Consider the following 26,238-nt stretch of genomic DNA (forward strand, 5'->3'; position numbering starts at 1 on the left):
TGTCGGCAACCCACGTTCACATGTGAGTGAGGCCCCAGCCCCCCATACCGTCTAGGGAGGCTTGGCCCAGCGCGGTCAGGGAGGCGGCGCCCAATACCGTTGGATCGGCGCCCATCTCATCGAGCGTCACCGTGCACAGCGCGGCCCGCGGAGCGGCGTCGGCCCATTCGGCGGCTACCGGCAGCGGATGAACGAGGTCGTCGACGGCGGCAGCCACACCCATCGGTACCGACAGCTTCCCCAGCTCGGTGAGCGTCGGCGCCACATAGGCAGCGGCCTGCTCCAGCGCATCGGGCAGCTGCGGCCACTGCGCGGTCCAGGAGCGGGTCAGCTCATCGCCGAGCCAGGCCGGGCTGGACGCCCGCATCTCGGCGACCACGGCCGCCAACCCGTCGCGGCGCAACTGCCCGGCGCTGAAACGGGCGGCCTGGGCGGCCGGGGCTCCGTCGGGTGTACCCGACCAGGCCGGTAGCGCGGCCAGAACCGCGACCACTTGCCGGGGATGCTGCAGCGCCCAGGCGGCGGCCACCGCCGCTCCGATCGACACGCCGCCGGCGATGATCGGCCCCGACCGGGCCGCCGCGTCGTCCAGCGCCGCCAGGTACCCGGCGATCAGCCGGTCAGGTTCGGGTCGGGGTGCGATCAATCCGGCGCCTACCTGCTGCAACGGTGCCGAAAAAGCCCGGCGGATGTAGTCGTCGTCGGATCCGGTACCCGGAAGTAGAACGGCCGTCGTGTCGTGTAGATCGAATGCCACCCCATGATCGTGCCGGGTCATGTGGCATTCGCTAATCAACAGGTCTACCGTAGCGGTCGCACACACATGAGGAGAGGGCATGGCTGCGCCGAAAGGGTATCTGCGTCGGCTGACGCGGCGGCTGACGGAAGATCTCGAACTGCAGGACGTTGAGGAGCTTTCCGACGAAGCCGCTAACACCGGCGCGCAGCGCGCGATCGACTGCCAACGTGGACAAGAGGTCACCATGGTGGGGGTGTTGCGCAGCGTGGAGGCCAACGCCAAGGGCTGTGTGGGCGGTGTTCGAGCCGAGCTCTTCGACGGTACTGACACGGTGACCCTGGTCTGGCTGGGGCAGCGGCGAATCCCCGGAATCGACTCGGGTCGCACCCTGCGGGTGCACGGCCGACTCGGCAAGCTCGACAGCGGCTGTAAGGCGATCTACAACCCCCATTACGAAATCCAGCAGTGACAGGTGATTTCGACGCCCAGGGGCCGCAGCGGCTTCTGGATCAGATCGGCGGCGTGGCCGGGCTCATCTATTCGTCACTGCCGGTGGTGGTGTTCGTGCCCGTGTCCAGTGCCTTCGGAGTGCGTGCCGCCGTTTTCGCGGCGCTGGGCGTCGCCGCCGCGGTGCTGGTCTGGCGGCTGATCCGCCGGGAGTCCACCCAGCCGGCGATGTCGGGGTTCTTCGGGGTGGCCGTCTGTGCCCTGATCGCCTATCTGATGGGTGACTCCAAGGGGTATTTCCTGCTCGGCATCTGGACGTCGCTGGGGTGGGCGGTGGTGTTCGCCGGTTCGATACTGGTCCGCCGTCCCGCGGTCGGCTACATCTGGAGCTGGGCCAGCGGCCAGGGCTCGGCGTGGCGGGAGCTGCGCGCGGCGATCTACGCCTACGACATCGCCACCCTGGTGTGGGTGCTGGTGTTCGGCGCCCGCTTCGTGGTGCAGCGGTTGCTCTACAACGCCGACCAGACCGGCTGGCTGGGGGTGGCCCGCATCTCGATGGGCTGGCCGCTGACCGCGGTGGCGGCGCTGGTGACCTACCTGGCGGTCAAGTACGTGCAGCGGGCCGTGGATGACGCCCAGCCCGCGCCAGGCGCCGACCGCGAAAGCTCAGTGCGCGGGTAGCAGCAACTCGCGCAGTTCGTCCTCCACACCGGAGGTCGCGACGAACAGCAGCTCGTCGCCGCCTTCGAGCGGCTCGTCGTCCTGCGGCACGATCACCCGCGTCCCACGCAGGATCGTCACCAGCGCGGCGTCGCGAGGCAGCGTGAGCTTACGCACCGGCTTGCCGCCCCACGGGGTGTCGTCGGGCAGGGTGATCTCCAGCAGATTGGCCTGGCCCTTGCGGAACTCCATCAGCCGCACCAGGTCACCGACTGCGACGGCCTCCTCGACCAGTGAGGCCAGCATGCGCGGGGTGGACACCGCCACGTCGACGCCCCAGGCGTCGGTGAACAGCCATTCGTTACGGGGATCGTTGACCCGGGCCACCACCCGCGGCACCGCGAATTCGGTCTTGGCCAACAGCGACAGCACCACGTTGGCCTTGTCGTCGCCGGTGGCGGCGATGACGACGTCGAAGGACTCCAGGTGCACCGACTCCAGCAGGCTCAGCTCGCAGGCGTCACCGAGGTGCCACTGCGCGTCTGAGATGTCCTCGACGGCGATGTGATCGGGATTGCGCTCGATCAACGTCACCTGATGGTCGCTGTCGAGCAGCTCACGGGCGATGGAACGGCCGACGGCTCCGGCCCCGGCTACCGCGACCTTCATTTGTCCAGATCCTCGCTGGGCGGCAGCGCGGCGATCGCGATGGACTCGGCGACTCGGCCGGACACCGCGACGATGTAGACCTGATCGCTGGCCTGGATGACCGTTTTGGGCTCGGGCAGGATCCCGGTGCCGAACCGGATCAAAAACGCCACCCGGGCGTTCACGGACGCCTCCAGATCGGTGACGGGGCGGCCGATCCAGTCCTCGTGCAGGACGACCTCGGCCACCGCCACCGTCCCGGTCGGGTCGCGCCACTTGGTGGTCTCGCTTTCGCGGGTCAACGCGTCGAGCAACCGGTCGGTGGTCCAGGGCACGGTGGCGATGGTGGGAATGCCCAGGCGCTCGTAGACCGCGGCGCGCTTGGCGTCGTAGATACGGGCGACCACCCGCGACACACCGAACGTCTCGCGGGCCAGCCGCGCCGCGATGATGTTCGAGTTGTCACCCGAGGACACCGCGGCGAACGCGCCCGCGTCCTCGATGCCGGCCCGCAGCAGCACGTCGCGGTCGAATCCCATGCCCAGCACCCGCTCGCCGTTGAATTCCGGGCTGAGACGGTTGAACGCAGCGCTGTCACGATCGATGATGGCGACCTCGTGGCCGATCCGGGAAAGCCCGTCGGCCACCGAGGCGCCGACCCGGCCGCATCCCATCACAACTACCCGCACGTGCATGGTCCTTTCGTATTCGGTGAACGCTACCGGCATCGCCGCGCTGCCTTACCCTTGGCTCTCGTGTCGAAGATTTCCACGGCCGCGCGCCGGTTGCTTCTGGGCCGGCCGTTTCGCAGCGACAGGCTCAGCCACACCCTGTTGCCCAAGCGTGTCGCTCTGCCGGTGTTCGCCTCCGATGCGCTGTCTTCGGTGGCCTACGGGCCCGAAGAGGTCTTCCTGGTGCTGTCGGTGGCGGGCATCACCGCCTACCGGATGACGCCCTGGGTGGGTCTGGCGGTGGCGTTCGTGTTCATGACGGTGGTGGCCAGCTACCGCCAGAACGTGCACGCCTACCCGTCCGGAGGCGGCGACTACGAGGTGGTCACCACCAACCTCGGGGCCGCCGCGGGGCTGACGGTGGCCAGTGCGTTGATGGTGGATTACGTTCTGACCGTTGCGGTTTCGATCTCGGCGGGGATCGCCAACATCGGATCGGCGATACCCTACATCGCCGAGCACAAGGTCGTCTTCGCGGTGGGGACGGTGATCGTGGTCGCCGCGGCCAACCTGCGTGGCATCCGGGAGTCGGGGACGGCGTTCGCGATCCCGACGTACGCGTTCATGATCGGCGTGTTCGCCATGCTCGGCTGGGGGCTGTTCCAGATCTTCGTGCTGGGGCACCCGCTGCGGGCCGAGTCGGCGTCGTTCAAGATCCACTCGGCGCACGGTGAGGTGGTCGGACTGGCTCTGGTGTTCCTGGTGGCGAAATCGTTTTCCTCGGGCTGTGCGGCACTGACCGGGGTGGAGGCGATCAGCAATGGTGTGCCGGCCTTCCGCAAACCGAAGTCGCGCAACGCCGCCACCACGCTGCTCATGCTCGGCGGGATCGCGGTCACCCTGATGATGGGCATCATCGTGCTGGCCGGCCAGACCGGGGTGAAGATCGCCGCCCGCCCGCACGAGCAGCTGATCGGTGCGCCGGCCGACTACGACCAGAAGACCCTGCTGGCCCAGTTGGCCGAGACGGTGTTTCGCGGATTTCCGCCCGGCCTGTGGGTTATCGCGGGGGTGACGGCGCTGATCCTGGCGCTGGCCGCCAACACCGCGTTCAACGGGTTCCCGGTATTGGGGTCGATCCTGGCCCAGGACTCCTACCTGCCGCGCCAGTTGCACACCCGCGGCGACCGGCTGGCCTTCTCCAACGGCATCGTCTTTCTGGCGGTGGTGGCCATCACCTTCATCGTGGCGTTCGGCGCGGAGGTGACGGCACTGATTCAGCTCTACATCGTCGGGGTGTTCGTCTCGTTCACGCTGAGTCAGATCGGCATGGTCATCCACTGGAACCGGTTGCTGCGCACCGAAACCGACCGAGCGGCCAGGAGCAAGATGATGCGGTCCAGGGTGGTCAACACCATCGGCTTCATCGCCACCGGTTCGGTGCTGATCGTGGTGGTCCTCACCAAGTTCCTGGACGGGGCGTGGATCGCGATCGTCGCGATGACCGTGCTGTACGCCCTGATGAAACTGATCCGCCGGCACTACGACGCGGTCAGCCAGGAGTTGGAGGCACAGACCGCGGCCTCCGCGGACGAGGCCGTGCTGCCCAGTCGCAACCACGCCCTCGTCCTGGTGTCCAAGCTGCACCTGCCGACTCGGCGCGCGCTGGCCTACGCGCGGGCGACCCGTCCGGACGCCCTGGAGGCCATCACCGTCAGCGTCGACGACACCGAGACCCGAAAGCTGGTGCGGGACTGGGAGGACAGCGACATCACCGTGCCGCTCAAGGTGATCGCGTCGCCGTATCGCGAGGTCACCCGCCCGGTGCTCGACTACGTCAAACGCATCAGCAAGGAGTCGCCGCGTACGGTGGTGACCGTCTACATCCCCGAGTATGTGGTGGGCCACTGGTGGGAACAGGTGCTGCACAACCAGAGTGCGCTACGGCTCAAGACCCGGCTGCTGTTCATGCCGCAGGTGATGGTGACGTCGGTGCCCTGGCAGCTGAACTCCTCGGAGCGGCGCAAGGTGCTGGCGCCGCATCACGCGCCCGGCGACGCCCGACGAGGATTCATGGAGTGAACGAACATCAGCTGACCCTGGTCGCCGAGGCTCCCGCGAACGGCGGCAGTTGTGTGGCCCGCCATGAAGGCCGGGTGATCTTCGTGCGCTATGCGCTGCCCGGAGAGCGGGTGCGGGCGCGCATCACCGCGCAGCGGGGCTCGTACTGGCACGCCGAGACCATCGAGGTGCTCGATCCCGCGGACGGCCGGGTGCCCTCGCTGTGCCCGATCGCCGGGGTGGACGGTGCCGGATGCTGCGACCTGGCGTTTGCCGACCCGGCGGTGGCCCGCGGCCTGAAGGGCGAGGTGGTCGCCAACCAGCTGGCCCGGATCGGCGGGCATCAGTGGCAGGGCGCTGCAGAATCCCTCGGGGACGACGGAGCCACCGGATGGCGAAGCCGGGTCCGGTTGGAGGTCGGCGCCGACGGGCGGGCCGGGTTCCACCGCTATCACAGTGATGAGCTGGTCTGTGACCTGCGTTGCGGGCAGCTGCCGGCCGGGATGATCAAGGGCCTGGCCGAGCAGACCTGGCGGCCCGGTGACCACCTGCACGTGGTGGCCGACGACGACGGCGTCCGGCATGTGGTGAGCACCGGGCGTGATCATCGACCGGAGGTCATCGAGGGCGACTATCACGCCACCCAGTGGGTCGGGCGGCGCCGCTGGCAGATCCCGGTCACATCGTTCTGGCAGGCGCATCGGCGGGCGGCCGCGCTCTACAGTGACCTGGTGGCGCAATGGGCGCAGGCCGAGGCCGGGATGACCGCATGGGATCTCTACGGTGGGGCCGCGATCTTCGCCGCGGCGCTGGCCGAGGCGGTGGGGGAGTCGGGCAAGGTGATCAGCGCCGACACGTCCCGCGCCGCAACCGGTGCCGCCCGGGTCGCGCTGGCAGACCTGCCGCAGATCTCGGTGCGCACCGACTCGGTGCGCCGGGTCTTGGCCGACGCGCAGTCCGGTGCCGATGTCGCTGTGCTGGACCCGCCGCGTGCCGGGGCCGGGCGCGAGGTGATCGAGGCGCTGGCCGCCGCGGACGTGCCACGCATTGTGCACATCGGTTGTGAGGCGGCCTCGTTCGCCCGCGACATCGGCCTGTATCGCAGAAGCGGGTATGCCGTGGAGGCGATCCGGGTGTTCGACGCGTTTCCGCTCACCCATCACGTGGAGTGCGTGGCAGTGCTGACCCGCTGACGGGGCGCTCAGCCGAACACGAAGTAGCGCAACCACAGATACAGCGCTGCGAGCGCAACCGAGACCGCGGTGACCACGATGCCCTTGCGGGTGAACTCCCAGAATGTGATGGGATTCCCTGCGCGACGGGCGATTCCGAGCATTACCACGTTGGCGCTGGCACCCACCGCGGTGAGGTTGCCGCCGAAGTCGGCCCCGAGCGCCAGCGCCCACCACAGTGCGTCCGGGTGCAGGTCGTTGGGAAGTGTGGTGCTCAGCTCGGCCACGATCGGAGTCATGGTGGCGACATAGGGGATGTTGTCGATGATCCCGGACACCGGTGCCGAGACACCGAGGATTCCCAGCGTGGTCAGCACCGCGTTGCCGCCGGTGATGTCGGTGGCGGTCCGGGCCAGTGCGCCGATCGCACCGGTGTCCACCAGCGCGCCGACCATCACGAACAGGCCGGCGAAGAACAGCAACGTCTCCCACTCCACACCGGACAGGTAGTCCGAGCGCTCCATCTTGGAGATCACGATCAGTACGCCGGCGCCCAGCAGTGCGACCACGGATGGTTCCAGGTGCAGGGCCCCGTGACCCAGAAACCCGACGAAAACCGCGGTCAGCACCACGCCGCACTTGATCAACAGGCCGCGATCGCGGATCGCCTCGCGTTCCTCGAGTGCCATCACGTCGGCGACCCGGTCGGGATTCACGGTGAACGATCCGCGGAACAGCCAACGCAGCATGACGATGAACACGACCAGCACAATGGCCACGATCGGCGCCAGGTGCACCAGGAAGGCGTTGAATGTCAGCCCGGCTCGGCTGGCGATGATGATGTTGGGCGGATCGCCGACCAGGGTGGCGGCCCCGCCGATGTTGGAGGCGAACACCTCGGCCATCAGGTAGGGCGCGGGGTTGATCTCGAGCCGGTCGCAGACCAGCAGGGTTACCGGGGCGATCAGCAGCACGGTGGTGACGTTGTCCAGCAGTGCCGATGCGACCGCCGTCACCAGCACCAGCAGGATCATGATCCGCAGCGGAGAACCGTTGGCGCGCTTGGCCGCCCAGATCGCGACATACTCGAAAACGCCGGTCTGGCGCAGCACGCTGACGATGATCATCATGCCCAGCAGCAGGAAGATGACATCCCAGTCGATGCCGGTCTCGCGGGAGTAGAAGATGTCGTCGGAGGAGATGACCGGCAGGATCACCACGGCAGCCGCGCCCGCCAGCGCAACCAGCGTCTTGTTGATGCGGTCGGCGGCTATGAACGCATAGGCGGTCAGAAAGACCGCCACCGCCAGAAATGCCACCCGATCAGACTTCTAGGGCTGCGGCCAGCAACTGCGACGCGGTGATCACGCCGTGCAGTTTACCGTCCTTGACGACGGCGATCAGCGGGGTGCGCAGTCTGGCCATGGTGGAGGCCACTTCGACCAGGGTGTCGGCGGCTCCCGCGGACGGCACATCATGCTGGTGTTCAGGCAAAACGTCGCGCACCGTCTTGCCGTGCAGTTTCTCGGCGACCCGATCGGCCGCGGTCTCGCTGAGCACCCCGGCCAGCGACGGGTCGTCCTGTACGTAGCCCGGCACGATGAACCGCACCACCTGCGAGGCCGGCAGCACCGCGTACGGCATGCCAGTCTGATCGGTCACCACCAGGCCCGGCAACCGGTGTTCGGCCAGCAGCCTGGCCGCCTCCAGTGCCTCGGAGTCGACGGTTACCACCGGGTATTCCTCGGCAATCTCCTCAGCGTGCATGACTCAAGACCATACGGTGCGTGTTCCCCGTCATGCGTAGACTGAGCCGATGCTTGAAGGGATCCGCGGCCCCGCCGATCTGCAGCACCTGTCACAGGCGCAGTTGACCGACCTAGCGGCGGAGATTCGTGAGTTCCTGATCCACAAGGTCGCCGCCACCGGGGGCCATCTGGGGCCCAATCTGGGTGTGGTGGAGCTGACGCTGGCGCTGCACCGGGTGTTCGACTCGCCGCATGACCCGATCGTCTTCGACACCGGGCACCAGGCCTATGTGCACAAGATGCTCACCGGGCGCGCCCCGGACTTCGGCACCCTGCGCAAGAAGGGTGGGCTGTCCGGGTATCCCTCGCGCGCCGAGAGTGATCACGACTGGGTGGAATCCAGCCACGCCAGCTCCGCGCTGTCCTATGCCGACGGACTGGCCAAGGCGTTCGAGCTGACCGGGCACCGCAACCGGCACGTCGTCGCCGTCGTCGGCGACGGGGCACTGACCGGCGGCATGTGCTGGGAGGCGCTGAACAACATCGCGGCGGGCCGCCGGCCGGTTGTGGTGGTGGTCAACGACAACGGCCGCAGCTACGCGCCCACCATCGGAGGCTTCGCCGACCACCTGGCCGCGTTGCGGCTCCAGCCCGCCTACGAGCGGCTGCTGGAGCGGGGCCGCTCTGCGGTGCGTGGCATGCCGGTGGTCGGGGAGTTGGGCTACCAGGTGATCCACAGCTTCAAGGCGGGCCTCAAGGACGCGCTGGCGCCGCAGGCGCTCTTCACCGACCTGGGCCTGAAGTATCTGGGCCCGATCGACGGTCACGACGAGGCCGCGGTGGAGTCCGCGCTGCGGCGCGCGCGCGGCTTCGGCGGGCCGGTGATCGTGCACGTGGTCACCCGTAAGGGCAAGGGTTACGGCCCCGCCGAGAACGACGAGGCCGAGCAGATGCACGCCTGCGGCGTGATCGACCCGCTGACCGGGTACGCCACCGAGACCTCGGGACGTGGCTGGACATCGGTGTTCTCCGACGCGCTCATCGAGTACGGCGCCAAGCGCCGCGACGTCGTCGCGATCACCGCGGCGATGCCCGGCCCGACCGGGCTTGCGGCGTTCGGCCAGCGCTATCCGGACCGGATGTTCGACGTCGGGATCGCCGAGCAGCATGCGGTCACCTCGGCAGCCGGCCTGGCGATGGGCGGCCTGCACCCGGTGGTGGCGGTGTACTCGACGTTCCTCAACCGCGCCTTCGACCAGGTGATGATGGACGTGGCGCTGCACAGGCTGCCGGTCACGCTGGTGCTGGATCGTTCCGGCGTCACCGGGCCGGACGGCGCCAGCCACAACGGCATGTGGGACCTGTCGATTCTGGGGATCGTGCCGGGCATGCGGGTGGCCGCGCCCCGTGACGGCTCCCGGTTGCGCGAGGAACTGGCCGAGGCACTGGATGTCAACGACGGACCCACCGCACTGCGGTTCCCCAAAGGCGATGTGGGCGAGGACATTCCGGCTATCGAGCGGCGCGGCGGGGTGGACGTGCTCGCGGTGCCGGCCGATGAGCTACCCGCCGATGTGCTGCTGGTCGCGGTCGGTGCGTTCGCGCCGATGGCACTGGCGGTCGCCGAGCGGCTGCGCAACCAGGGGATCGGTGTGACGGTGATCGACCCGCGCTGGGTGCTGCCGGTGCCCGCGGTGATCACCGAGCTGGCCGCCGCCCACAAACTGGTGGTCACCTGCGAGGACAACGGGGTGGCCGGCGGCGTCGGCTCAGCGGTGTCGGCGGTGCTGCGGGCCGCCGATATCGATGTCCCGTGCCGCGATATCGGTCTGCCGCAACGTTTTTACGACCACGCCTCGCGGGGCGAGCTGCTGGCCGAGGTCGGCCTGACCGCGCAGGACGTCGCTCGCCAGGTCACCGGCTGGGTCGCGGCGATGGGCGCCTGCAACTGCGTGGAAGAAGTCAGCGAGCAGCTGGATTAATTCGCGCCGCCGCCGAGTGCGGCGGCCAGCACCGACACCGTCAGCTCACGCTGCCATTCCCGGGCGCCGCCGTCGATCAGGAACGCCTCGATCACGGCCGCGGCGTCGCCGGTCGGGGGTTTCCAGTCCCAGCACAGACGGCGCACCAGGTCGGGGCTGAGCAGGTTTTCGGTCGGCACCGTCACCTGCTGCGACAGTTCGCCCAGCGCGAGGCGGGCGGCCTCCAGCCGGGCGGCGGCCTCGGGTTTGCGCCGTGACCAGCGCGATGGCGGCGGGGGACCGGTGTTGGACTCGACGGCCTCCGGCGGATCCGGATTGTCACGGGCGGCGGCCAGCGCCCCCAGCCAGGTGGCCGCGCTGCGCCGCTGCTTGGGCCCGCTGAACACCGGCAGCGCGATCAGGTCCTCCACCGTGGTGGGGTTGGCCACGGCGGCGGCGACGATCGCCGAGTCGGGCAGGATCCGCCCGGGCGCGATATCGCGGCGCTGGGCGATCTGGTCGCGTACCAGCCAGAGCTCGCGCACCGCTGCCAGGCCGCGCTGGTCACGCACCTTGTGGATTCCCGACGTGCGGCGCCACCGGTCGCGCCGGGTCGACGTGGCGATGTCGGTGACCCGAAGATGATTGAATTCCTGTGCCGCCCAGTCGGTTTTACCCTGATCCGCCAGCACCTCGGCAATCGCATGACGCAGTTCGATGAGCACCTCGACGTCCAGTGCGGCGTAGTTGAGCCAGTCCTGGGGAAGCGGGCGTTTCGACCAGTCGGCAGCACCGTGGCCCTTGGCCAGACCCAGCCCCAGCAGGCGCTGCACCATCGCGGCGAGGTTGACCCGGTCGAAACCGGCCAGCCGCCCGGCCAGTTCGGTGTCATAGAGCGCCTTGGGCCACATGCCGACGTCGGACAGGCAGGCCAGATCCTGGTCGGCGGCGTGCAGAATCCATTCGTCGTCGTCGAGCACCTCGGCGACCGGGCGCAGCAGTGCTGCCGGGTCCTCGCCGGCGTCGACCGGGTCGATCAGTACGGTGCCGGCGCCGGCACGCCGAATCTGGATCAGGTACGCCCGATTCGAGTAGCGGAACCCAGATGCCCGCTCGGCGTCCACCGCGAACGGGCCCCGGCCGCCGGACAGCAGGTCGGCGGCGGCGCGGATCTGCGCGGGCGTGACCGACACCTCCGGTACCCCGTCGGCCGGACATGGCAGCGGCGTCGGCTCGGGCTCCTCGGACTCCTCGGGTGCCGGTTCGGTGATCTGCTCTGACATCTCAGACGCGGGTTCGCGAGCTCAGGTCGGTGATCCCGACCGGTGGCAGGCCCGCGGCGTGTTCGAGGACTTCGCAGAACGCCTGCACGTGCGTCCCCAGTTCTGGGGTGGTCGCCGTCCAGGACGCCCGCAGCTCCAGCTGGTGCCCGCGGGGCGGGCCGGAGATGTCGCCGTAGCGCACCGAGGTGGTCGCGGTGACGGTGCCGCCCAGCGCGGTGACGTGCTCGGTGCGGGCCCCCAACGCCTCGACCAGCCAGCTCCATGCCACTTCGGGCAACAGTGGATCGATCGCCTCATTGTGGTCCAGGTCGGCCTGGATGAACGCCACCAGCCGCATGGTGCCATCCCAGGCGTCGGTGCCGTCAGGGTCGTAGAGCAGGATCAGCCTGCCGAACGCGTCGCCGTCGGAGTCCTCCGGGATGAAGTCGGTCTCGGGGTGCTTGACCTCGGCGCCCAGTGCGTAGCTGTAGGGCGCCAGCCGCTGGGGCGGACGGATCGGGCCCAGTTCGATCTCGGACCGCACTGTCGCCGCGTGCATGGTCGCCACCGCTTCACGAAAGGGGGCAGGCTCGGCTGATGTCACGGATGCCGCTCCTTTAACTCATCGCTGTGCGTCGCAGTGACAGCCAGCGGCCGACCCCCAGATGCTGATGCGCACCGCAGCGCCGCGGGTCGCCTGACCTCACGCTAACCCCCGGCGCCGGTCGGTGTGAACAGGCTCGCCGGGCATGGCAGCATTGAGCACGATGAGTGCCCGTCGTGAACTGCCCGATTCCCCCTACCTCAACGCCGCCACCGGCCGGACACCGAGCCGTGTTCCGGTGTGGATGATGCGGCAGGCCGGCAGGTCCCTCCCGGAATATCGGGCGTTGCGCGCACAGCACAGCATGCTGTCGGCCTGCTTCGATCCCGAGCTGGTCTGTGAGATCACCCTGCAACCGGTGCGCCGGCACGACGTCGACGCCGCCATCCTGTTCTCCGACATCGTGGTCCCGCTGCGCGCAGCTGGGGTGGACCTGGACATCGTTCCTGACGTCGGACCCGTGATCGCCGACCCGGTACGCACCGCCGCCGACATCGCCGGGCTCCCGCCGTTGGAGCCCCAGCGGGTGACCGCGGTTGCCGAAGCGGTGTCGTTGCTGGTAGCCGCGCTCGGCGAGGTGCCGCTGATCGGCTTCGCAGGGGCGCCGTTCACCCTGGCGTCCTACCTGGTCGAGGGTGGGCCCAGCCGCACCCATGCTCGCACCAAGGCGATGATGCTGGCCGATCCGGACAACTGGCACCAGCTGATGACCAGGCTCACCGACCTGACCATCGCGTTTCTGACCGTGCAGCTCGACCACGGCGTGGACGCCATCCAACTGTTCGACTCCTGGGCCGGGACCTTGTCGCTGGCCGACTACCGCGCCTTCGTACTGCCGCACAGCTCCCGGGTGTTCGCCACGCTGGCCGACCGGGATGTGCCGATGACGCACTTCGGGGTCCAGACCGCCGAGTTGCTCGGGGCCATGGCGGAAGCCGGTGCCACTGTGGTCGGGGTGGACTGGCGGACGTCGCTGACCGCTGCCGCCGCCCGGGTCGGCGCCGGCACCGCAGTGCAGGGCAACCTGGACCCCGCCGTGCTGCTGGCGGGATGGCCGGTGGTCGAGCGGGCCGCCCGCGCCGTCGTCGACGACGGCCGGGCTGCGGTCGCCGCCGGGGCAAGCGGGCACGTGTTCAACCTCGGGCACGGCGTGCTACCAGACTCCGACCCCGGCATCCTCACCGATCTGGTCTCGTTGGTCCATACGTTGTGACAGCATCGTATTGCGTTGTCGGAGGCGGTATCTCCGGTTTGGCCGCCGCCCACCGGCTGCGTGCGACGCTCGGTGGCGCCGTCGACATCACCGTCTTCGAGCCGGCTGAGCGGCTCGGCGGGGTGCTGCGCACGGAGAGCCTCGGTGGCATCCCGATGGACGTGGGTGCCGAGGCGTTCATCGCGCGCCGACCCGAAGTGCCCGCTCTGCTGGCGGAGCTCGGCCTGGCCGATCGGCAGCGCAGCACCACCGGGGTGCGACCACTGCTCTACAGCCGTCGGCTGCTACACCGGTTGCCGCCGGGCACGCTGAGCGGCATTCCGGCGTCACCGGAATCGATGACCGGCCTGGTCGACGACGAGACGCTGACCCGCATCGCCGCCGAACCCGGCCGGCCGCTGGAGTTCGAACCGGGCAGCGACCCGGCGCTGGGTGCGTTGGTCGCCGACCGGTTCGGCGAGCAGGTGGTGGCTCATTCGGTCGATCCGTTGATAGGCGGGGTGTACGCGGGATCGGCGGCCACCGTAGGGCTGCGCTCGGCGGTGCCCGGCCTGGCCACCGCGTTGGACGCCGGCGCCCCCAACCTCACCGAGGCGGTGCGGCGGGCCCTGCCGGCGACCAGCAGCGCACCGGTGTTCGGCGCCATCGACGGTGGTTACCAGGTGCTGATCGACGCCCTGGCGCGCAGCAGCGGACTGCGTTGGATCCAGTCGGCGGTGACGCAGATCGACCCGGTGGGCGACGGCTGGCAGCTACGCGATTCGGCCGGCGGCGTCCATCGTGCCGACCGGGTGGTGATGGCCGTGCCGGCCCATGTGCTGGCACGGGTCGCGACCGGGTTCGCGCCCGTCGCCGCGGCAGCGGCCAGCCGGATCGACCATGCGTCGTCGGTGGTGGTGGCGATGGCGGTGCCCGCCGGGGCGGCGTTGCCGGACAACTCCGGGGTTCTGGTCGCCACCGGGGAGCGGTTGCACGCCAAGGCGATGACTCTGACCTCGCGCAAGTGGGGCAGCTGGGGCCACGGCGGCAAGGTGGAGTTGCTGCGGCTGTCGTTCGGCCGGTTCGGCGACTCCCGCATCCGGGCCTCTGACGGCCAGCTGGTCACCTGGTCGGTGCAGGACATCGAAGCCGTCTTCGGGGTCGTGGTGGATCCGGTCGAGGTGCGGGTGCAGCGCTGGCCTGCGGCGATGCCGCAATACCGCTCCGGGCATGCGGCGCTGGCCACCACGCTGCGGGCCGGACTGCCTCCGACGGTGGCCGTGGCGGGAAACTTCCTGGACGGTATCGGGGTGCCGGCGTGCATCGCGGCGGCCGATCGGGCGGTGGCGGCCGTGATAAGTGCCACCCCGGCGCCCTAGAGCCTTTTACGACGACCCGTGGCAGCATATGGGCCATGGCGCACCTCGATTATGACAAGTTGAATTCCACCATCCGCTACGTGATGTTCTCGGTGTTCTCGGTTCGTCCTGGAGTGCTCGATGACGGCACGATCAGCCGTTCCGAGGTGGCCGACCAGGCCGCTACCTTCCTCAAGCAGCAGGAGGAGCGCGGCGTGGTGGTCCGCGGTGTCTATGATATCGCGGGCATGCGTGCCGACGCGGATTTCCTGATCTGGACCCATGCCGAGCGGGTCGAGGACCTGCAGGCGGCCTACTCCGAATTCCGGCGCACCGCGCTGGGCCGGGCCAGCAGCCCGGTCTGGAGCAACGTCGGGCTGCACCGGCCTGCGGAGTTCAACAAGAGTCACGTCCCGGCGTTCATCGCCGGTGAACCGGCGGGTGCCTACCTGTGCCTGTACCCCTTCGTGCGCTCGCACGAGTGGTATGTCCTGCCCGAAGAGGACCGCCGCCGGATGCTGCATGAGCACGGGATGGCCGCCCGGCCGTACAAGGAGGTCCGCGCCAACACCGTGCCGGCGTTCGCACTCGGGGACTACGAGTGGTTGCTCGCCTTCGAGGCGCCCGAACTGCACAGCATCGTCGACCTGATGCGCGACCTGCGCAACACCGAGGCCCGCCTGCACGCCCGCGAGGAGACCCCGTTCTTCACCGGCCCGCGAGTTGAGATCGAGCAGCTGGTCGCCTCCCTGCCATGACGGGAAGCTCGGACGCCGAACGCTTCGAGGAGATCTACCGCACCGATCTGACCACCCAGGGACTGCCCGCGGCGACACCCTGGGACATCGGCGGACCGCAACCGGCGGTGCGCCGGCTGGTCGCCCTGGGCGCGATCCGGGGTGCGGTGCTCGACCCCGGCACCGGCCCGGGACATCACGCGATCCACTTCGCCCAGAACGGTTGCACCGCAACCGGTGTCGACGTGGCGGAGACGGCCATCGACCGTGCCCGCGCCAACGCACGGGCGGCCGGGGTGTCGGTGGACTTCCAGGTCGGGGATGCCAAGACCCTCGACGGCTTCACCGACCGCTTCGACACCGTGGTCGACACCGCGTTCTACAACACCTTCGGCGGCCAGGCTCAGCAGCACTACCTGCGGGCGCTGCATCGGGCCACCAGGCCGGGGGCCCGGCTGTTCATGATCGAGGCCGCCGACTACAACATCAACGGATTCTTCATGCCGCCGGCGATGTCGGCCGAGGAGCTGCGGACCGGGCTACCGGCAGGCGGCTGGCGGATCGACTATCTGGGGCCGACCAGCTACCTGGTCAATGTCAGTGCGGCCCGGTTCGCCGCGCAGGTGCAGGAGAATCCGGCTGCCCCGCCCCGGATCCGGGCGATCGCCGATCGACTGGCGGTCATCGAACCGCTGATGGACGGCCAACTGGCGCACGCCCCGTTCTGGGAGATCCACGCCACCCGAATCGACTGATCTCAGGACTCCGGCACCAGCCGCAGGCAGATGGAATTTATGCAGTACCGCTGGTCGGTCGGGGTGGGGTAGCCCTCGCCTTCGAAGACGTGCCCCAGGTGGCTGTGGCAGGACGCGCACAGCACCTCGGTGCGGCGCATCCCCAGCGAGTCATCGGAGCGCAGGATCACCGCGTCGGAGTCCGCCGGGTCGAAGAACGACGGCCAACCGCAGTGCGAGTGGAATTTCTCGGTGCTGCGGAACAATTCGGCGCCGCAGGCCCGACACTCGTAGGCGCCTTCGGTGGTGGTGTCGGTGTACTCGCCGGTGTTCGGCGGCTCGGTGCCGGCGCGGCGCAGCACCGCGAACTCATCGGGGGTCAGCTTCGCGCGCCACTCGTCGTCGGTGAGCGACACCTTGGGAGAGGTCATGCCTCCACGTTAGCCTTCGCCGGCTCGGCGGCCAGCCACGCGGGATCGATCCCGTCATCCAGGCGACCCTGCTCCTTGGCGTCCAGGTAGCGGTAGCACAGCACGGTGGTGATCACGATCAGCAGCAGCGACCAGCCGTAGGTGATCTTGAGGTAGTCCAACGGCCGGCCGACATTCATCCACCGGAAGATCAACCACTTGTCCAGGGTCATGAAACCGTAGATGCCCAGCCACGCCGGCCAGTTGCGCAGGACCGAATTCGGCAGCACCACCGTCATCAGGAACGGGAACAGCACGATCGAGTAGTAGCCCTGGCCCAACGACAGCACCAGGAACGACGTCGTCAGCAGCACTCCCGAGGAGGTCAGCATCCAGAACCGCGGGTCGCGGGTGCGGTAGTAGCGGTACAGCAGCCACAGGCTCACAGCGGCCAGCAGCGTGAAGCCCACCCGCATGAACAGGATCAGCGCGGGCGGCAGGCCGAAGAACATCCCGTTGCCCAGGATCGAGGAATTGAAGTAGTCGCGGGTGCCCATGATGTAGGGCACCGTCTGGGTGAAGTAGCTGGTCGGGTCGCTGGCCAGCGGGTATGCCACCAGGTTGAACAGCACCGGTACCGCGATCGCTCCGACGAACGGCCGCCACTGCCGGCTCAGCAGCGGCAGCAGCAGCAGCGGTGCCAGCACCGGCTTGACCACCAGGGTCACTCCGATCGCCACCCCGGCCCACCACTGCCGGCTGGTCCGGGCGTCGAGCAGCCAGCACAGATACAGCACCTCGGCCAGCAGGATCACACCGTTGATATTGGTGAACACCAGTGTGCTGCTGACACTTTCGGTGAGGAACATGGTGGCCAGCAGCGCCGGCGCGGCCACCGAGCCCAGTCCGAATCCGAACATCCGCAACAGCAGATAGGCGGCGAGCACGATCGCGACGGTGTTGGCGGCGATGAAGGTGTAGCGCGACAGGGTCTCGGGCAGGAACCCGAACGGCGACATCAGCAGGGTGCCGCCGGGGGAGTACAGGTAGTGCGGGTCGACGTAGTCGAAATGCTCGTTGTAGATGTCCAGGCCGTGGCGGAAGTTCAGCACCGCCCGGTACACCGGCTTGAAGTCGTCGGTGATGTTGCCGTTCAGCGGAAGCACCACCGCGCGGTGGATCAGCGACATGATGGCCACCGGCCACAGCACCGAACGCAGCACGGTCGCGGTGCTCGGTGCGCTGGTGGGCGGCCGGAAGGCGGCCGATAGTGCGGTGCTCACCCGGTTTGCAATGGAGTCGGCTGCGCTCACCTGCGCACCGTACACCGAGGCGATATCAGGCCGGGCAGAAGACGTCGGTGTCGGGAAGTTTCCCGCTGTCGAGATAGCCGATCAACGGTGTCAGGGTGCACGCGGAGTACACCGCCGCGCCGTGCCCGGTGCCCTGCCACATCACCCGCTTGCTGGTGGTCCCGGCGTTGATGACCGCTGCCGCGGTGGCCGCCACGCCCTCCTCGCCGACGATCGGATCGTTCTGCGCCCCGAGCAGCAGCACGTCGATCTTGAGGTCCTTCGGCAGCTCCGGGGCGCTGCTGCTGGGCCAGCTCAGGCACTGCGCCATGTCGAGTGCGCCGACCACGCCGAACTGCGGGTAGAGCTTGCCCCAGGCGACCACCAGTTCGCGGATCCGGTCGGGGGTGGGCCGGTTGAGGGCGTCGGCGCACGCGTTGACGAAGTGGCCGTCGGTGCCGACCGTGCCCTGCGCGCGGTTGATGAGGTTGTTCAGCAGGTTCGCGTCGCCGGAATTCGCCGCCGCCAGGGCTTTGCCCAGTTCATTGGTGTTGCTGACCCGGTCTCCGCTGGGGTAACCCAGCGCGGTGACGATGGCCTGGGTGACCGCGGCCGCCGACGGCCCGCCCGGACTGTGTGCCGACCGCGCGGAGTCCAGGACCGCGTTGATCCCACCCTTCGGGTCGGGCGCCAGCGGGCAGTTGATCGCGATGCACTGGGCGGTGAAGGCCTCGAAGGCCGCCTCCTGGCCCTTGATCCGCTGCTCGGCCGCGGCTTCGGCGGCCACCCCCAGCGCAATCGGTGAATCCAGCGCGAGCCGGGCCACCTTGCCGGGGTGGGAGCCGGCGTAGGCGAGCGCGATCTGGGCGCCGTTGCCGATCCCCATCAGCGCCAGTGCCGGAACGTCGAAGATGCTGCGCAGTCGTTCCAGGTCGGTGGCGGCGTGGATGTTGTCGTAGGACGATTCGCCGGGCGAGATGGCGTCGGTGCAGTCGGTGGTGGCCTCGATCACGACGGTGCCCAGGTTGGCGACCGGGTCGTCGCCGGGAGAGAACTGCGCCTGGTTCCACATCGTGTCGCGCTGTGCGCGGTTGCGGCAGTCGACCGGGCTCGACAGCCCGGTACCGCGCCGGTCCACGGCCAGGATCGGGTGGCTCTTGAGCACGTCCGCGCCGGACCGGGCCAGCCAGACCGGGAGCTGCTGCGACGACGGCATGTCCCAGCCGGTGGTGAACACGATCGGCCCGGCGTCGGGCGGGGTCTGCACCGATCGGGCCCGCACCACGCCGATGCTGATCGCCGAGGAACCCCCGCCGAGTGGGTCGACGTCGGCGTCATAGCTCGAACAGTCCAGCCGAACTCCCGGGGTGGCGGGGACCGCGGCGTCACCGAACAGCCGTGCCGTGCAGTCACGCCAGCCCAGGTCGTTCTTGGGGGCCTCGATCGGCGGCGGCCCGGCCTGGTCCGAGGTGGATTCGGGCTGTCCCTGCGGCCGGGCGTCCGAGTTGGTGGCAAAGCGTGGGTCGGCCGCCAGGCCGGGGGCGCAGCCGGCCAACGTCACCGCCACCGGCAAGAAGGCCGCGAGCGCGATCGTGGCGAATCCGGTGTGCCGACTCATGACAGTCACCTTATAGGCGCGTGCTTTTGACGTAGCGGCTGTAGAGGTAGCCGGCCTCGTCGCTGAGCAGATGTGCGCGGTGCATCGGGGTGCTCTGTTCGCCGGCACCCGTGGCGATACGTCGGGCCAGACCCCCGACCAGGTACGGCGCCACGGTCAGGCACAGCTCGTCGAGCAGATCGGCTTCGATGAACGAATCCAGCAGACTCGGGCCGCCTTCGGTGAGCACCCGATGCTGGCCGCGATGGGCCAGCGCGCTCAATACCTCGGCCACGTCGACCCGCGTGGTGTCGGCGCCCGAGCAGGCCAGCACCTCGGCGCGTCCGGCGAGCCGCCGCGCCGTGTCGTCGGCGGCGGCCGCGCTGGTCAGCATCAGTGGCGGCAGTTCGGTTTCGGTGAACACCCGCAGATCGCGGTCCAGGCGCCCGGAACCGGAGACGATCGCCAGCCGGGGTACCTCGGTCTGGCCGCGGTCCCGGCGACGCTGACGTTCGGTGACGTTGAGGTGGGCGCCGCCGTAGTTCTCGACTCGGATTGTGCCGGCTCCGACCACGATGATGTCGGCCAGCGTCCGCAGCAGGGTGAACACGCTGCGGTCGCCCGGCCCGGCCATGCCGCCGGAGGTGCCCGACATGGTCGCGCCGCCGTCGATGCTGCTGATGAAGTTGGCCCGCACCCAGGGGCGTGACTCTTCGGGGTAGGCGTAGAGCTCGGCGAGCTCGGTGTCGTCGACGGGGGCCGTGGAGCCCAACCGCATGAAACCCAGATCGGCACTCAGGTCGGACATGCCCTCGATTGCACCATGTGGCTACAGTTCCTGCGTGCCCAATCCCGCTGTAGCTTCCGTCGACCACCTGGTGGACCGGCATCCCGCGGTCTCGCCGGAGCTGTTGATCGCCCAGCTCACACCGCCGCCGACGTTTGCCGGCGCCAGCTTCGACAGCTACCGGCCCGACCCGGCGCAGCCCACCCAGGCGGCGGCCGTGGCGTCGTGCACCGCGTTCTGCGGGCAGGCACTGACGCGGCGGGCTGGTCGGCGCAAGCTGCTCGGCAGACGTGAGGTGCTCCCCGGTGTGGGGCTCTACCTCGATGGCGGATTCGGGGTCGGCAAGACCCACCTGCTGGCCTCGATCTATCGGCGGATCACCGAGGGCACCGACGGCGGTGACGCGCACCAGACGGCGTTCGCCACCTTCATGGAGCTGACTCAGCTGGCCGGGGTGTTCGGATTCACCGAGTGCATCGAGCTGCTCGGCGGCTACACCGTGGTGTGCATCGACGAGTTCGAACTCGACGACCCGGGCAACACCACGTTGGTGTCACGGCTGCTGTCGGAGCTGGTGGCGCGTGGGGTGTCGATTGCGGCCACCTCCAACACCCTGCCCGATCAACTGGGCGAGGGGCGGTTCGCGGTCCAGGACTTCCTGCGTGAGATCAGTGCGCTGGCAAGCATTTTCACCTCGGTGCGGGTCGACGGCCCGGACTATCGGCACCGCGACCTGCCGCCGGCGCCCGAACCGCCGTCGGCCCAGCGGGTTGCCCAGCTCGCCGCGGCGCGGCCCGGTGCCACGTTGGACGACTTCGACGCCCTGTGCGCGCACCTGGCGACCATGCATCCCTCGCGGTATCTGACCCTGATCGACGGCGTCACCGGTGTGTTCCTGACCGGGGCGCACCCGATCGATGACCAGAATGTCGCGCTGCGACTGGTGGCGCTGACTGACCGGCTCTACGACGCGGGCACTCCGGTGGTGGCCTCGGGGACCAAACTGGACGCAATCTTCAGCGCGGAGATGCTGGCCGGCGGCTACCGCAAGAAGTACCTGCGGGCCACCTCGCGGCTGCTGGCGTTGAGCAGCCCCGGGGCGGGGCTTCGCTAGGGCAGGTTCCACTGCGCCAGGCGCAGGCCGGTGTTGCGGGACAGCATGGTGACGTGGGTGACCAGGCCGCGGTAGACATCCCAGTAGACCCCGCCGGTGATGGTGGAGCCCGCCGGCGCGTTGGTCAGCAGCGCGTCCAGGGTGGTGGGGTCGTCGGTGTGCTTGGCCACGTAGGCGTCTCCGCCCGGAGTGACGCCGTTGAAGGTGGTCGAGGCCGCCATGATGTAGGGGTTGGGTACCGAGATGGGGTGGACGGTGATGTTGGCCCGCCACGGACCGCCCTGATTGCGCCACCGCGGCGAGCCGTTCTGGCCCCAGCCCGGCGGGATCTCGCTGGGCAGCACGTCGTGCACGGTCACGTCGGCGACGATCGGGCCGAAGGCCTCGTCCTTGTACTGGATGCGCAGCGTGTCGCCGAGGCGCCCGATTGGAGCCTCCGGATTGGTGGTCGGCGTGGCGTATCCGGTGGCCGGCGCGCTCAGGGCGGCCGCCACGGTGATGACGGAAGTGGCCAGGGCCAGAATCCAGCGGTGCATCATGAACTTCTCCGATTTCTTTTGGGGAATGATGGCACATCGGCCGCAGCGGTGCAGCAGCCTCTGCGCAGCCGGTCAGTTCGCGGCGATTGACTTCAGTGCCTGCGCCAGGTCGCTCTCGGCTTGGTCCCGGTCCACGCCGGCGCGGTGCAACGGCCCGGTGTCGTCCTCGCACTCCAACAGTGCGAGCAACAGGTGCTCGGTGCCGATGTAGTTGTGGCCCAGGCGAAGTGCGGTACGGAAGGTCAACTCCAGTGCCTTGCGGGCCGGGCCGCTGAACGGAATCAGTGCGGGGGACTCGGCCCCGGCGGGAGGCAGGGTGACGCCGGCGGCGAGGGCTGCGGGGTCGACGTTCTGGGCGGTGAGCAGTGCGGTGGCCAGGGCGCCGGGATCATCGAGCAGTCCCAACACCAGATGGTCGGGGGTGATCTCGGCGTTGCGGGCCCGGTGGGCGGCATTCTGGGCCGCCACCACCGCACTGCGTGCCCGTGGCGTGAAGCGGGCGAAGCCCTGCTCGTCTGCGCCGGCGGCTTCGGCGCGTGGGACGAATCGCTTCTGGGCGGCCTGTTTGGTGACGCCCATGCACTTGCCGATGTCGGTCCAGGACGCCCCGGATCGGCGAGCCTGGTCGACGAAGTGTCCGATCAGATGATCGGCGACCTCGGCGAGGTGCTCGGCGGCCAGCACCGCGTCGGTCAACTGCTCCAGCGGATCGGCGTGTACGCCGGTGATGGCGTTGATCAGGTCGTCGAGGCGGACGGACGGGATGAGGGGCGTGGGATCGACCATGCCGTCAACCCTAGGTTGACGATAAGGGACCGTCAACCACAAATTGACGCTCTTGTGCTCAGGGCAGGTTCCATTCCCCGAAGTCCTCGGCGAATCCCGATGACGGCAGGTATTTGAGCTTGGCCGGGCTGACGTTGGGCGGCAGCGCGAAGACCACGCATCCGGTTGCCGATTGGCCCGGTTGGAGGTTGAACACCCCGGAGTCGAAGTTCGCGCATTCGCTGACGTTCCGCAGATCCGGTGCGAGGCTCTGGCCGTCCGAGGCCACCATCGAGACGTTGATGTTCACGTTGCCCTCGATCGCCGCTGTTCCCGGCGCCGCGACCATCAGCTTGGTGGCGATGTAGGTGACGCCCGGATCGCCGGGGCTGGGAGTCGGTGTCGCGGGGTTGATGACCTCTTGCAGGGTCACCGCGATGGGGCTGTCGTCGGCGCGGGTCAGAGTCAGGGTGTCGCCGATGTGCCCGGTCGCCGCCGGTGTGCCCGTGCCGGGTCCGGAAACGCGGGGGGTCGCGGCCGGCGCGGTCTCGGCGTGGCTGGAGCATCCCGCTGACACGGCGACACTCAACATGGCAGACACCGCAAGGGTCACGTCCGGTCGATTCATGGAAGGCTCGCCTTTCGTCAGTGTGGAGCTGCGCGTGTGGTTCCCAATTGTGCTGCCTGGCCGCCCGTCGACTCGGCTCGACCCCGTCTCGGCTTGAGCGGGCGCGAATCTTGCGCGTCGACGATTTTCATGTTGCCTATTTTCATGTTGCCTGATGAAGGGCAAGAAGGCCTGAGCCGGCACGGAACGCGAAAAACCCCTGTCGTCACCCGGTGACGGCAGGGGTTTTCAGTATGCGAAACCTGGTGCGCGGTACTGGGATTGAACCAGCGACCTCTTCCGTGTCAGGGAAGCGCTCTCCCGCTGAGCTAACCGCGCTTAGAGCCTTGGGACGGAGGTGGAGACGGGAATCGAACCCGTGTGCACGGCTTTGCAGGCCGTTGCCTCACCACTCGGCCACTCCACCGCAAGGGGGTTGAAACCACTTGACACCCTCGAGCGGATGACGGGATTCGAACCCGCGACCCTCACCTTGGCAAGGTGATGCGCTACCAACTGCGCTACATCCGCGTGCCACGGGCGAGATCGTCGCCCGTCGCGAAGCAGAACATTAGTCCACTGATGTGAGGCAACACAACTTGGCCCGTCAGATCGGCGAGTCGATCGGAATTCGGCCTGCGCGTTGAGGCTCCGGGCTTCGGGCGTGCTAGTCTTCGACCTCGTTCATCCGGTCTCGTAGCTCAGGGGGAGAGCGTCCGCCTCACACGCGGAAGGTCGCTGGTTCGATCCCAGCCGGGACCACAAAAAAGCCACCCAAGGGGTGGCTTTTCTGTTTCAGATCGCATGGCTACGCGATCATCGGGTCGATTGCCGCCCTGGGCACCAGCACGTGCAAACCCCCGGCCGAGGCGGGTAACAACACGCCCTGATCGAAGAAGAAGATCACCCCGTCGTTGACCACTGCGAAATTCTGATAGTTGTTCGGGTCGTACAGCGCGGCCGGGGCGATCGGCAACGGTGCCGGTGCCGGTGCTGTGGCGCTGGCCGTGGTGCCGGATGTGTTCGTAGCCGGCGGCGGCGGCGCCAACTGCTGCTGCAGTTCGGTCTGGACGATCGGCGCGACGGTCTTCAGCGGATCGTCCACCTGCCACAGCGGAGCATGGTCTTTGTCGTCCGCTGCAGCCCCGAACAGGATTGACTTGCGGTAGGTCTGGTCCCAGTTGAACGCCTTGTACGTCGTCTGTGGCTGTGCCCCGCCGATGTTCTGGTTCACCGTGAACACCACCGACTGTGTGCCGCGCGGGGGAATCGCCGAGCTGTATTCCGTTGGCTTGATGCTCAACTTGGACTGCGTGCTGCCGGACGCACCGGCCTTGGCCGAGTTGAGGAACGCGTCGCGGGTCGCGGCGATGTACTCGGCGACCGGCTTCTGGTCGGGGTAGTTCAGCGGCATGCTGATGTCGACGGTGTACCCCGTCTCGGAGAGCTGGATCTCACACGTACGGCCGGCATTGCCACCGTGGAGCTCGGCGCAGTAATCCGTCGGGGCCGCCACGGCAACGGCTTGGCAACCGAACGTGGTGGCGCCGATGGCGACCACGGCCACCGCAAAGGACCGCATGGGGATACCTCCTAGCAAAGGCGGCAAGGCGCCGCGACCAAAGAGTAGCGTGCGGTCACCGATACCGAAGCGCGCCCCAGCGGCAGCTTCGCCCAATACGGCTGACGGCGATCAGGCCATCTCCGGCACGTTCAAATGCGCTATCGCCAAGTCGAATTCGGCGACCTCCACCACTTCGGCGGAGGCGTCGTTGACGGCCCTGGCCCAGATCGCCTGCTCGCCGCCCCGGCTGGCCACCATCGCCGCCCGGTCATCGAAGCTGACCGACGACACCGCCCGGCCGGAGCGCCGGTCCACCATCAGCGTGGCGCTGCAGAACCCGCCGAGATCCTCCACCTCGGGCATCAGCGCCAGGTTGTAGGTGTCGATCAGTCGCTCGCACCGCGCCGGGTCGGTCCGCAGCCAGGTGACCCGAGCGCCGGCGTGACGTCGGGACCGGTGGTCGCGGTGCACCGCGGCGATCTCCCAGCGGCTGATCTCGGCGGTGGCGTGAAAGATCTCGGTGGCCCGGTCGCACAGCTGCTGGGCACTGATCTCGCTGGCACGCAGGGTGTCCTCGTCCAGCCAGGACGAGGTGATGATGCAGCGCCCGGCGTCGCGGTCGACCAGCATGGACATCCCCGCGCAGCCGTCGGTGTCGGCCAGTGTCGGCATCACCACGCCGCGGACGTGGGTGATCCCCTCATCGAGGAATGATGGATGTGCGTGTATCGAGGTAGCGCGCGCGAACATGTCGGCCTCCGGGTGATCGGGGCGACACCCCGGCGGTGCCGCCGGTCTCGGTGTCCACCATGCTCCGTCGGCGCGGCGGCGACAACCCCTATTCGGCTGAATAGTCGCTGACAGGATCCGGTTCGGGGCGGTGCTGAGCCTCCAATTCGGCGATCCGGGCGCCGACGCGCCCGCGCAGCGCCATGGTGCCGATGACACCGGCGAGCACCGCGACCAGCAGCGCAACCCAGGAGAAGCGCGACAGCCAGTGCTCAGCCGCCATCCCGGCGTAGTACACCAGGGCGGTGGTGCCCCCGGCCCAGCAGATCGCACCCGTCACGTTGGCCATCAGGAACCGCGGGTATGCCATCTTCAGTGCCCCGGCCAGCGGTCCGGCCAGGATGCGCAGCAGGGCGACGAACCGTCCGAAGAACACCGCCATGACACCCCAGCGGTCGAACAGGCTTTGAGCAAACGCGATGTGGCCGGGCCCGAAGTGATTCGGATAGCGCGCTCCGACCCGGTCGAACAGCGGCATGCCGAATCGCCGGCCGATGGAGTACCCGATCGAGTCGCCCACCACCGCGCCGATGATCGCCGCCGCCGCGACCCCGGCGGGGTGTACCGGCAGATCGTGCCGCGACGACATCAGTGCGGCTCCGACCAGGACCACCTCGCCGGGCAACGGGATTCCGAGGCTTTCGATGCCGATCACCCCGCCGACGAGCAGATAGACCAGCAGGGGCGGTATCGACAACAGCAGGGCATCCACCGACATGCGGCCAAGCATGCACGACGCCCGCCGAATCCGCCCGCAGACCTGCACGCCGCGACCTTGTA

Annotated in this window: 27 protein-coding genes and 4 tRNA genes; 11 read left to right on the forward strand and 20 right to left on the reverse strand. The window is 68.6% G+C overall.

Translation table 11 applies throughout. The annotated features are described in order from the left end of the window. Positions 1-16 precede the first annotated feature (16 nt). Positions 17-757 carry an alpha/beta hydrolase gene (locus tag K6T84_RS18975; protein ID WP_225400246.1) on the reverse strand — a complete coding sequence of 247 codons (741 nt, stop codon included), beginning with the start codon at positions 755-757 and terminating at the stop codon, positions 17-19. 79 nt (positions 758-836) lie between these two features. Here K6T84_RS18975 and K6T84_RS18980 point away from each other — a divergent pair, with 79 nt between their 5' ends. Together K6T84_RS18980 and K6T84_RS18985 are read left to right on the forward strand one after the other, a co-directional pair. Beyond that, the gene (locus K6T84_RS18980; RefSeq protein WP_224860924.1) at positions 837-1,208 is read left to right on the forward strand and encodes an OB-fold nucleic acid binding domain-containing protein; all 372 of its coding nucleotides are present in this window, start codon (positions 837-839) and stop codon (positions 1,206-1,208) included. Then, on the forward strand, positions 1,205-1,867 hold the full coding sequence (locus K6T84_RS18985; protein WP_224860922.1) for a DUF3159 domain-containing protein: 663 nt from the start codon (positions 1,205-1,207) through the stop codon (positions 1,865-1,867). The genes K6T84_RS18980 and K6T84_RS18985 overlap by 4 nt, the downstream gene beginning before the upstream one ends. Here the strand turns inward: K6T84_RS18985 and K6T84_RS18990 are convergent. Next, positions 1,853-2,515, reverse strand: a complete 663-nt coding sequence (locus tag K6T84_RS18990) for a potassium channel family protein (protein ID WP_224860920.1) — start codon at positions 2,513-2,515, stop codon at positions 1,853-1,855. The two genes, K6T84_RS18985 and K6T84_RS18990, sit on opposite strands and share 15 nt — an antisense overlap. Further along, positions 2,512-3,183, reverse strand: coding sequence for a potassium channel family protein (locus K6T84_RS18995; RefSeq protein WP_224865832.1), 672 nt, complete (start codon positions 3,181-3,183; stop codon positions 2,512-2,514). The genes K6T84_RS18990 and K6T84_RS18995 overlap by 4 nt, the downstream gene beginning before the upstream one ends. A gap of 66 nt (positions 3,184-3,249) precedes the next feature. Between K6T84_RS18995 and K6T84_RS19000 the strand changes: the two genes are divergently transcribed. Both K6T84_RS19000 and K6T84_RS19005 read left to right on the forward strand, forming a co-directional pair. Further along, positions 3,250-5,247, forward strand: coding sequence for an APC family permease (locus K6T84_RS19000; protein WP_224860918.1), 1,998 nt, complete (start codon positions 3,250-3,252; stop codon positions 5,245-5,247). Next, positions 5,244-6,419, forward strand: a complete 1,176-nt coding sequence (locus K6T84_RS19005; protein ID WP_225400245.1) for a class I SAM-dependent RNA methyltransferase — start codon at positions 5,244-5,246, stop codon at positions 6,417-6,419. Before K6T84_RS19000 ends, K6T84_RS19005 begins: the two co-directional genes overlap by 4 nt. Before the next feature lie 8 nt (positions 6,420-6,427). Here the strand turns inward: K6T84_RS19005 and K6T84_RS19010 are convergent, their stop codons facing one another. Both K6T84_RS19010 and K6T84_RS19015 read right to left on the reverse strand, forming a co-directional pair. Then, entirely contained in the window at positions 6,428-7,717 is a 1,290-nt protein-coding gene (locus tag K6T84_RS19010; protein WP_224860914.1) for an ArsB/NhaD family transporter, read from the reverse strand. Positions 7,718-7,721: 4 nt separating this feature from the next. Next, positions 7,722-8,165, reverse strand: coding sequence for a CBS domain-containing protein (locus K6T84_RS19015; RefSeq protein WP_224860912.1), 444 nt, complete (start codon positions 8,163-8,165; stop codon positions 7,722-7,724). A 49-nt stretch (positions 8,166-8,214) separates the two neighbouring features. Here K6T84_RS19015 and dxs point away from each other — a divergent pair, with 49 nt between their 5' ends. After that, positions 8,215-10,128 (forward strand): 1-deoxy-D-xylulose-5-phosphate synthase, encoded by a 1,914-nt coding sequence (gene dxs / locus K6T84_RS19020; protein WP_224860910.1) that lies wholly within the window; start codon positions 8,215-8,217, stop codon positions 10,126-10,128. Here dxs and K6T84_RS19025 read toward each other — a convergent pair. Further along, a complete protein-coding gene (locus tag K6T84_RS19025; protein WP_408066143.1) occupies positions 10,125-11,378 on the reverse strand; it encodes an HRDC domain-containing protein in 1,254 nt (417 codons plus the stop codon). The genes dxs and K6T84_RS19025 overlap by 4 nt on opposite strands. Before the next feature lie 13 nt (positions 11,379-11,391). Then, positions 11,392-11,928, reverse strand: coding sequence for a DUF3000 domain-containing protein (locus tag K6T84_RS19030; RefSeq protein WP_304621339.1), 537 nt, complete (start codon positions 11,926-11,928; stop codon positions 11,392-11,394). Between the two features lie 208 nt (positions 11,929-12,136). Between K6T84_RS19030 and hemE the strand changes: the two genes are divergently transcribed. The 4 genes from hemE to K6T84_RS19050 are packed head-to-tail and all read left to right on the forward strand — an operon-like array spanning position 12,137 to position 16,015. After that, a complete protein-coding gene (gene hemE / locus K6T84_RS19035) occupies positions 12,137-13,186 on the forward strand; it encodes a uroporphyrinogen decarboxylase (protein ID WP_224860904.1) in 1,050 nt (349 codons plus the stop codon). Then, positions 13,183-14,544 (forward strand): protoporphyrinogen oxidase, encoded by a 1,362-nt coding sequence (locus K6T84_RS19040; protein WP_224860902.1) that lies wholly within the window; start codon positions 13,183-13,185, stop codon positions 14,542-14,544. The genes hemE and K6T84_RS19040 overlap by 4 nt, the downstream gene beginning before the upstream one ends. 35 nt (positions 14,545-14,579) lie before the next feature. After that, the gene (gene hemQ, locus K6T84_RS19045; RefSeq protein WP_224860900.1) at positions 14,580-15,281 is read left to right on the forward strand and encodes a hydrogen peroxide-dependent heme synthase; all 702 of its coding nucleotides are present in this window, start codon (positions 14,580-14,582) and stop codon (positions 15,279-15,281) included. After that, entirely contained in the window at positions 15,278-16,015 is a 738-nt protein-coding gene (locus K6T84_RS19050) for a class I SAM-dependent methyltransferase (RefSeq protein WP_224860898.1), read from the forward strand. The genes hemQ and K6T84_RS19050 overlap by 4 nt, the downstream gene beginning before the upstream one ends. Before the next feature lie 2 nt (positions 16,016-16,017). On the opposite strand, the gene msrB is transcribed toward K6T84_RS19050, so the two are convergent. The 4 genes from msrB to K6T84_RS19070 are packed head-to-tail and all read right to left on the reverse strand — an operon-like array spanning position 16,018 to position 20,101. Beyond that, complete coding sequence (gene msrB, locus K6T84_RS19055; RefSeq protein WP_224860896.1) at positions 16,018-16,425, reverse strand: peptide-methionine (R)-S-oxide reductase MsrB; 408 nt, start codon at positions 16,423-16,425, stop codon at positions 16,018-16,020. Continuing rightward, on the reverse strand, positions 16,422-17,732 hold the full coding sequence (aftC, locus tag K6T84_RS19060) for an arabinofuranan 3-O-arabinosyltransferase (protein ID WP_225400244.1): 1,311 nt from the start codon (positions 17,730-17,732) through the stop codon (positions 16,422-16,424). Before aftC ends, msrB begins: the two co-directional genes overlap by 4 nt. Before the next feature lie 10 nt (positions 17,733-17,742). Continuing rightward, on the reverse strand, positions 17,743-19,314 hold the full coding sequence (locus K6T84_RS19065; protein WP_225400243.1) for an alpha/beta fold hydrolase: 1,572 nt from the start codon (positions 19,312-19,314) through the stop codon (positions 17,743-17,745). Between the two features lie 10 nt (positions 19,315-19,324). Continuing rightward, the gene (locus K6T84_RS19070; RefSeq protein ID WP_225400242.1) at positions 19,325-20,101 is read right to left on the reverse strand and encodes a pyrimidine reductase family protein; all 777 of its coding nucleotides are present in this window, start codon (positions 20,099-20,101) and stop codon (positions 19,325-19,327) included. On the opposite strand from K6T84_RS19070, the gene zapE reads away from it, so the two are divergent. Beyond that, the gene (gene zapE / locus K6T84_RS19075; RefSeq protein ID WP_224860888.1) at positions 20,100-21,194 is read left to right on the forward strand and encodes a cell division protein ZapE; all 1,095 of its coding nucleotides are present in this window, start codon (positions 20,100-20,102) and stop codon (positions 21,192-21,194) included. The genes K6T84_RS19070 and zapE overlap by 2 nt on opposite strands. On the opposite strand, the gene K6T84_RS19080 is transcribed toward zapE, so the two are convergent. The 6 genes from K6T84_RS19080 to K6T84_RS19105 form a co-directional block, all read right to left on the reverse strand. After that, positions 21,191-21,730 (reverse strand): hypothetical protein, encoded by a 540-nt coding sequence (locus K6T84_RS19080; RefSeq protein WP_225402026.1) that lies wholly within the window; start codon positions 21,728-21,730, stop codon positions 21,191-21,193. The two genes, zapE and K6T84_RS19080, sit on opposite strands and share 4 nt — an antisense overlap. Before the next feature lie 75 nt (positions 21,731-21,805). Beyond that, complete coding sequence (locus K6T84_RS19085) at positions 21,806-22,519, reverse strand: Clp protease N-terminal domain-containing protein (protein WP_225400241.1); 714 nt, start codon at positions 22,517-22,519, stop codon at positions 21,806-21,808. 58 nt (positions 22,520-22,577) lie between these two features. Next, complete coding sequence (locus K6T84_RS19090; protein WP_225400240.1) at positions 22,578-23,126, reverse strand: DUF4352 domain-containing protein; 549 nt, start codon at positions 23,124-23,126, stop codon at positions 22,578-22,580. Positions 23,127-23,369: 243 nt separating this feature from the next. Continuing rightward, a tRNA-Val gene (locus K6T84_RS19095) sits at positions 23,370-23,444 on the reverse strand. Positions 23,445-23,461: 17 nt separating this feature from the next. After that, positions 23,462-23,532 (reverse strand) — tRNA-Cys (locus K6T84_RS19100). A 31-nt stretch (positions 23,533-23,563) separates the two neighbouring features. Beyond that, a tRNA-Gly gene (locus K6T84_RS19105) sits at positions 23,564-23,636 on the reverse strand. Between the two features lie 159 nt (positions 23,637-23,795). Between K6T84_RS19105 and K6T84_RS19110 the strand changes: the two genes are divergently transcribed. Further along, positions 23,796-23,867 (forward strand) — tRNA-Val (locus K6T84_RS19110). Positions 23,868-23,913: 46 nt separating this feature from the next. On the opposite strand, the gene K6T84_RS19115 is transcribed toward K6T84_RS19110, so the two are convergent. From K6T84_RS19115 to K6T84_RS19125, 3 genes are all read right to left on the reverse strand, one after another. Next, positions 23,914-24,687 carry an RsiV family protein gene (locus K6T84_RS19115; RefSeq protein ID WP_224860867.1) on the reverse strand — a complete coding sequence of 258 codons (774 nt, stop codon included), beginning with the start codon at positions 24,685-24,687 and terminating at the stop codon, positions 23,914-23,916. Between the two features lie 111 nt (positions 24,688-24,798). Beyond that, a complete protein-coding gene (locus tag K6T84_RS19120) occupies positions 24,799-25,419 on the reverse strand; it encodes a hypothetical protein (RefSeq protein ID WP_224860865.1) in 621 nt (206 codons plus the stop codon). An 88-nt stretch (positions 25,420-25,507) separates the two neighbouring features. Continuing rightward, on the reverse strand, positions 25,508-26,176 hold the full coding sequence (locus tag K6T84_RS19125; RefSeq protein WP_224860863.1) for a DedA family protein: 669 nt from the start codon (positions 26,174-26,176) through the stop codon (positions 25,508-25,510). Positions 26,177-26,238 lie beyond the last annotated feature (62 nt).

This window comes from Mycobacterium zoologicum (genome assembly GCF_020181635.2).
Lineage (GTDB): Bacteria > Actinomycetota > Actinomycetes > Mycobacteriales > Mycobacteriaceae > Mycobacterium > Mycobacterium zoologicum.

Bases quoted from the DNA above. Each gene is read 5' to 3' on its own strand.
- K6T84_RS18980 (WP_224860924.1), top strand. From the start codon at position 837: ATGGCTGCGCCGAAAGGGTATCTGCGTCGGCTGACGCGGCGGCTGACG.
- K6T84_RS18990 (WP_224860920.1), bottom strand. From the start codon at position 2,515: ATGAAGGTCGCGGTAGCCGGGGCCGGAGCCGTCGGCCGTTCCATCGCC.
- K6T84_RS19015 (WP_224860912.1), bottom strand. From the start codon at position 8,165: ATGCACGCTGAGGAGATTGCCGAGGAATACCCGGTGGTAACCGTCGAC.
- dxs (WP_224860910.1), top strand. From the start codon at position 8,215: ATGCTTGAAGGGATCCGCGGCCCCGCCGATCTGCAGCACCTGTCACAG.
- K6T84_RS19030 (WP_304621339.1), bottom strand. From the start codon at position 11,928: ATGCACGCGGCGACAGTGCGGTCCGAGATCGAACTGGGCCCGATCCGT.
- hemE (WP_224860904.1), top strand. From the start codon at position 12,137: ATGAGTGCCCGTCGTGAACTGCCCGATTCCCCCTACCTCAACGCCGCC.
- hemQ (WP_224860900.1), top strand. From the start codon at position 14,580: ATGGCGCACCTCGATTATGACAAGTTGAATTCCACCATCCGCTACGTG.
- K6T84_RS19050 (WP_224860898.1), top strand. From the start codon at position 15,278: ATGACGGGAAGCTCGGACGCCGAACGCTTCGAGGAGATCTACCGCACC.
- msrB (WP_224860896.1), bottom strand. From the start codon at position 16,425: ATGACCTCTCCCAAGGTGTCGCTCACCGACGACGAGTGGCGCGCGAAG.
- K6T84_RS19065 (WP_225400243.1), bottom strand. From the start codon at position 19,314: ATGAGTCGGCACACCGGATTCGCCACGATCGCGCTCGCGGCCTTCTTG.
- zapE (WP_224860888.1), top strand. From the start codon at position 20,100: ATGCCCTCGATTGCACCATGTGGCTACAGTTCCTGCGTGCCCAATCCC.
- K6T84_RS19070 (WP_225400242.1), bottom strand. From the start codon at position 20,101: ATGTCCGACCTGAGTGCCGATCTGGGTTTCATGCGGTTGGGCTCCACG.
- K6T84_RS19080 (WP_225402026.1), bottom strand. From the start codon at position 21,730: ATGCACCGCTGGATTCTGGCCCTGGCCACTTCCGTCATCACCGTGGCG.
- K6T84_RS19085 (WP_225400241.1), bottom strand. From the start codon at position 22,519: ATGGTCGATCCCACGCCCCTCATCCCGTCCGTCCGCCTCGACGACCTG.
- K6T84_RS19090 (WP_225400240.1), bottom strand. From the start codon at position 23,126: ATGAATCGACCGGACGTGACCCTTGCGGTGTCTGCCATGTTGAGTGTC.
- K6T84_RS19115 (WP_224860867.1), bottom strand. From the start codon at position 24,687: ATGCGGTCCTTTGCGGTGGCCGTGGTCGCCATCGGCGCCACCACGTTC.
- K6T84_RS19120 (WP_224860865.1), bottom strand. From the start codon at position 25,419: ATGTTCGCGCGCGCTACCTCGATACACGCACATCCATCATTCCTCGAT.
- K6T84_RS19125 (WP_224860863.1), bottom strand. From the start codon at position 26,176: ATGTCGGTGGATGCCCTGCTGTTGTCGATACCGCCCCTGCTGGTCTAT.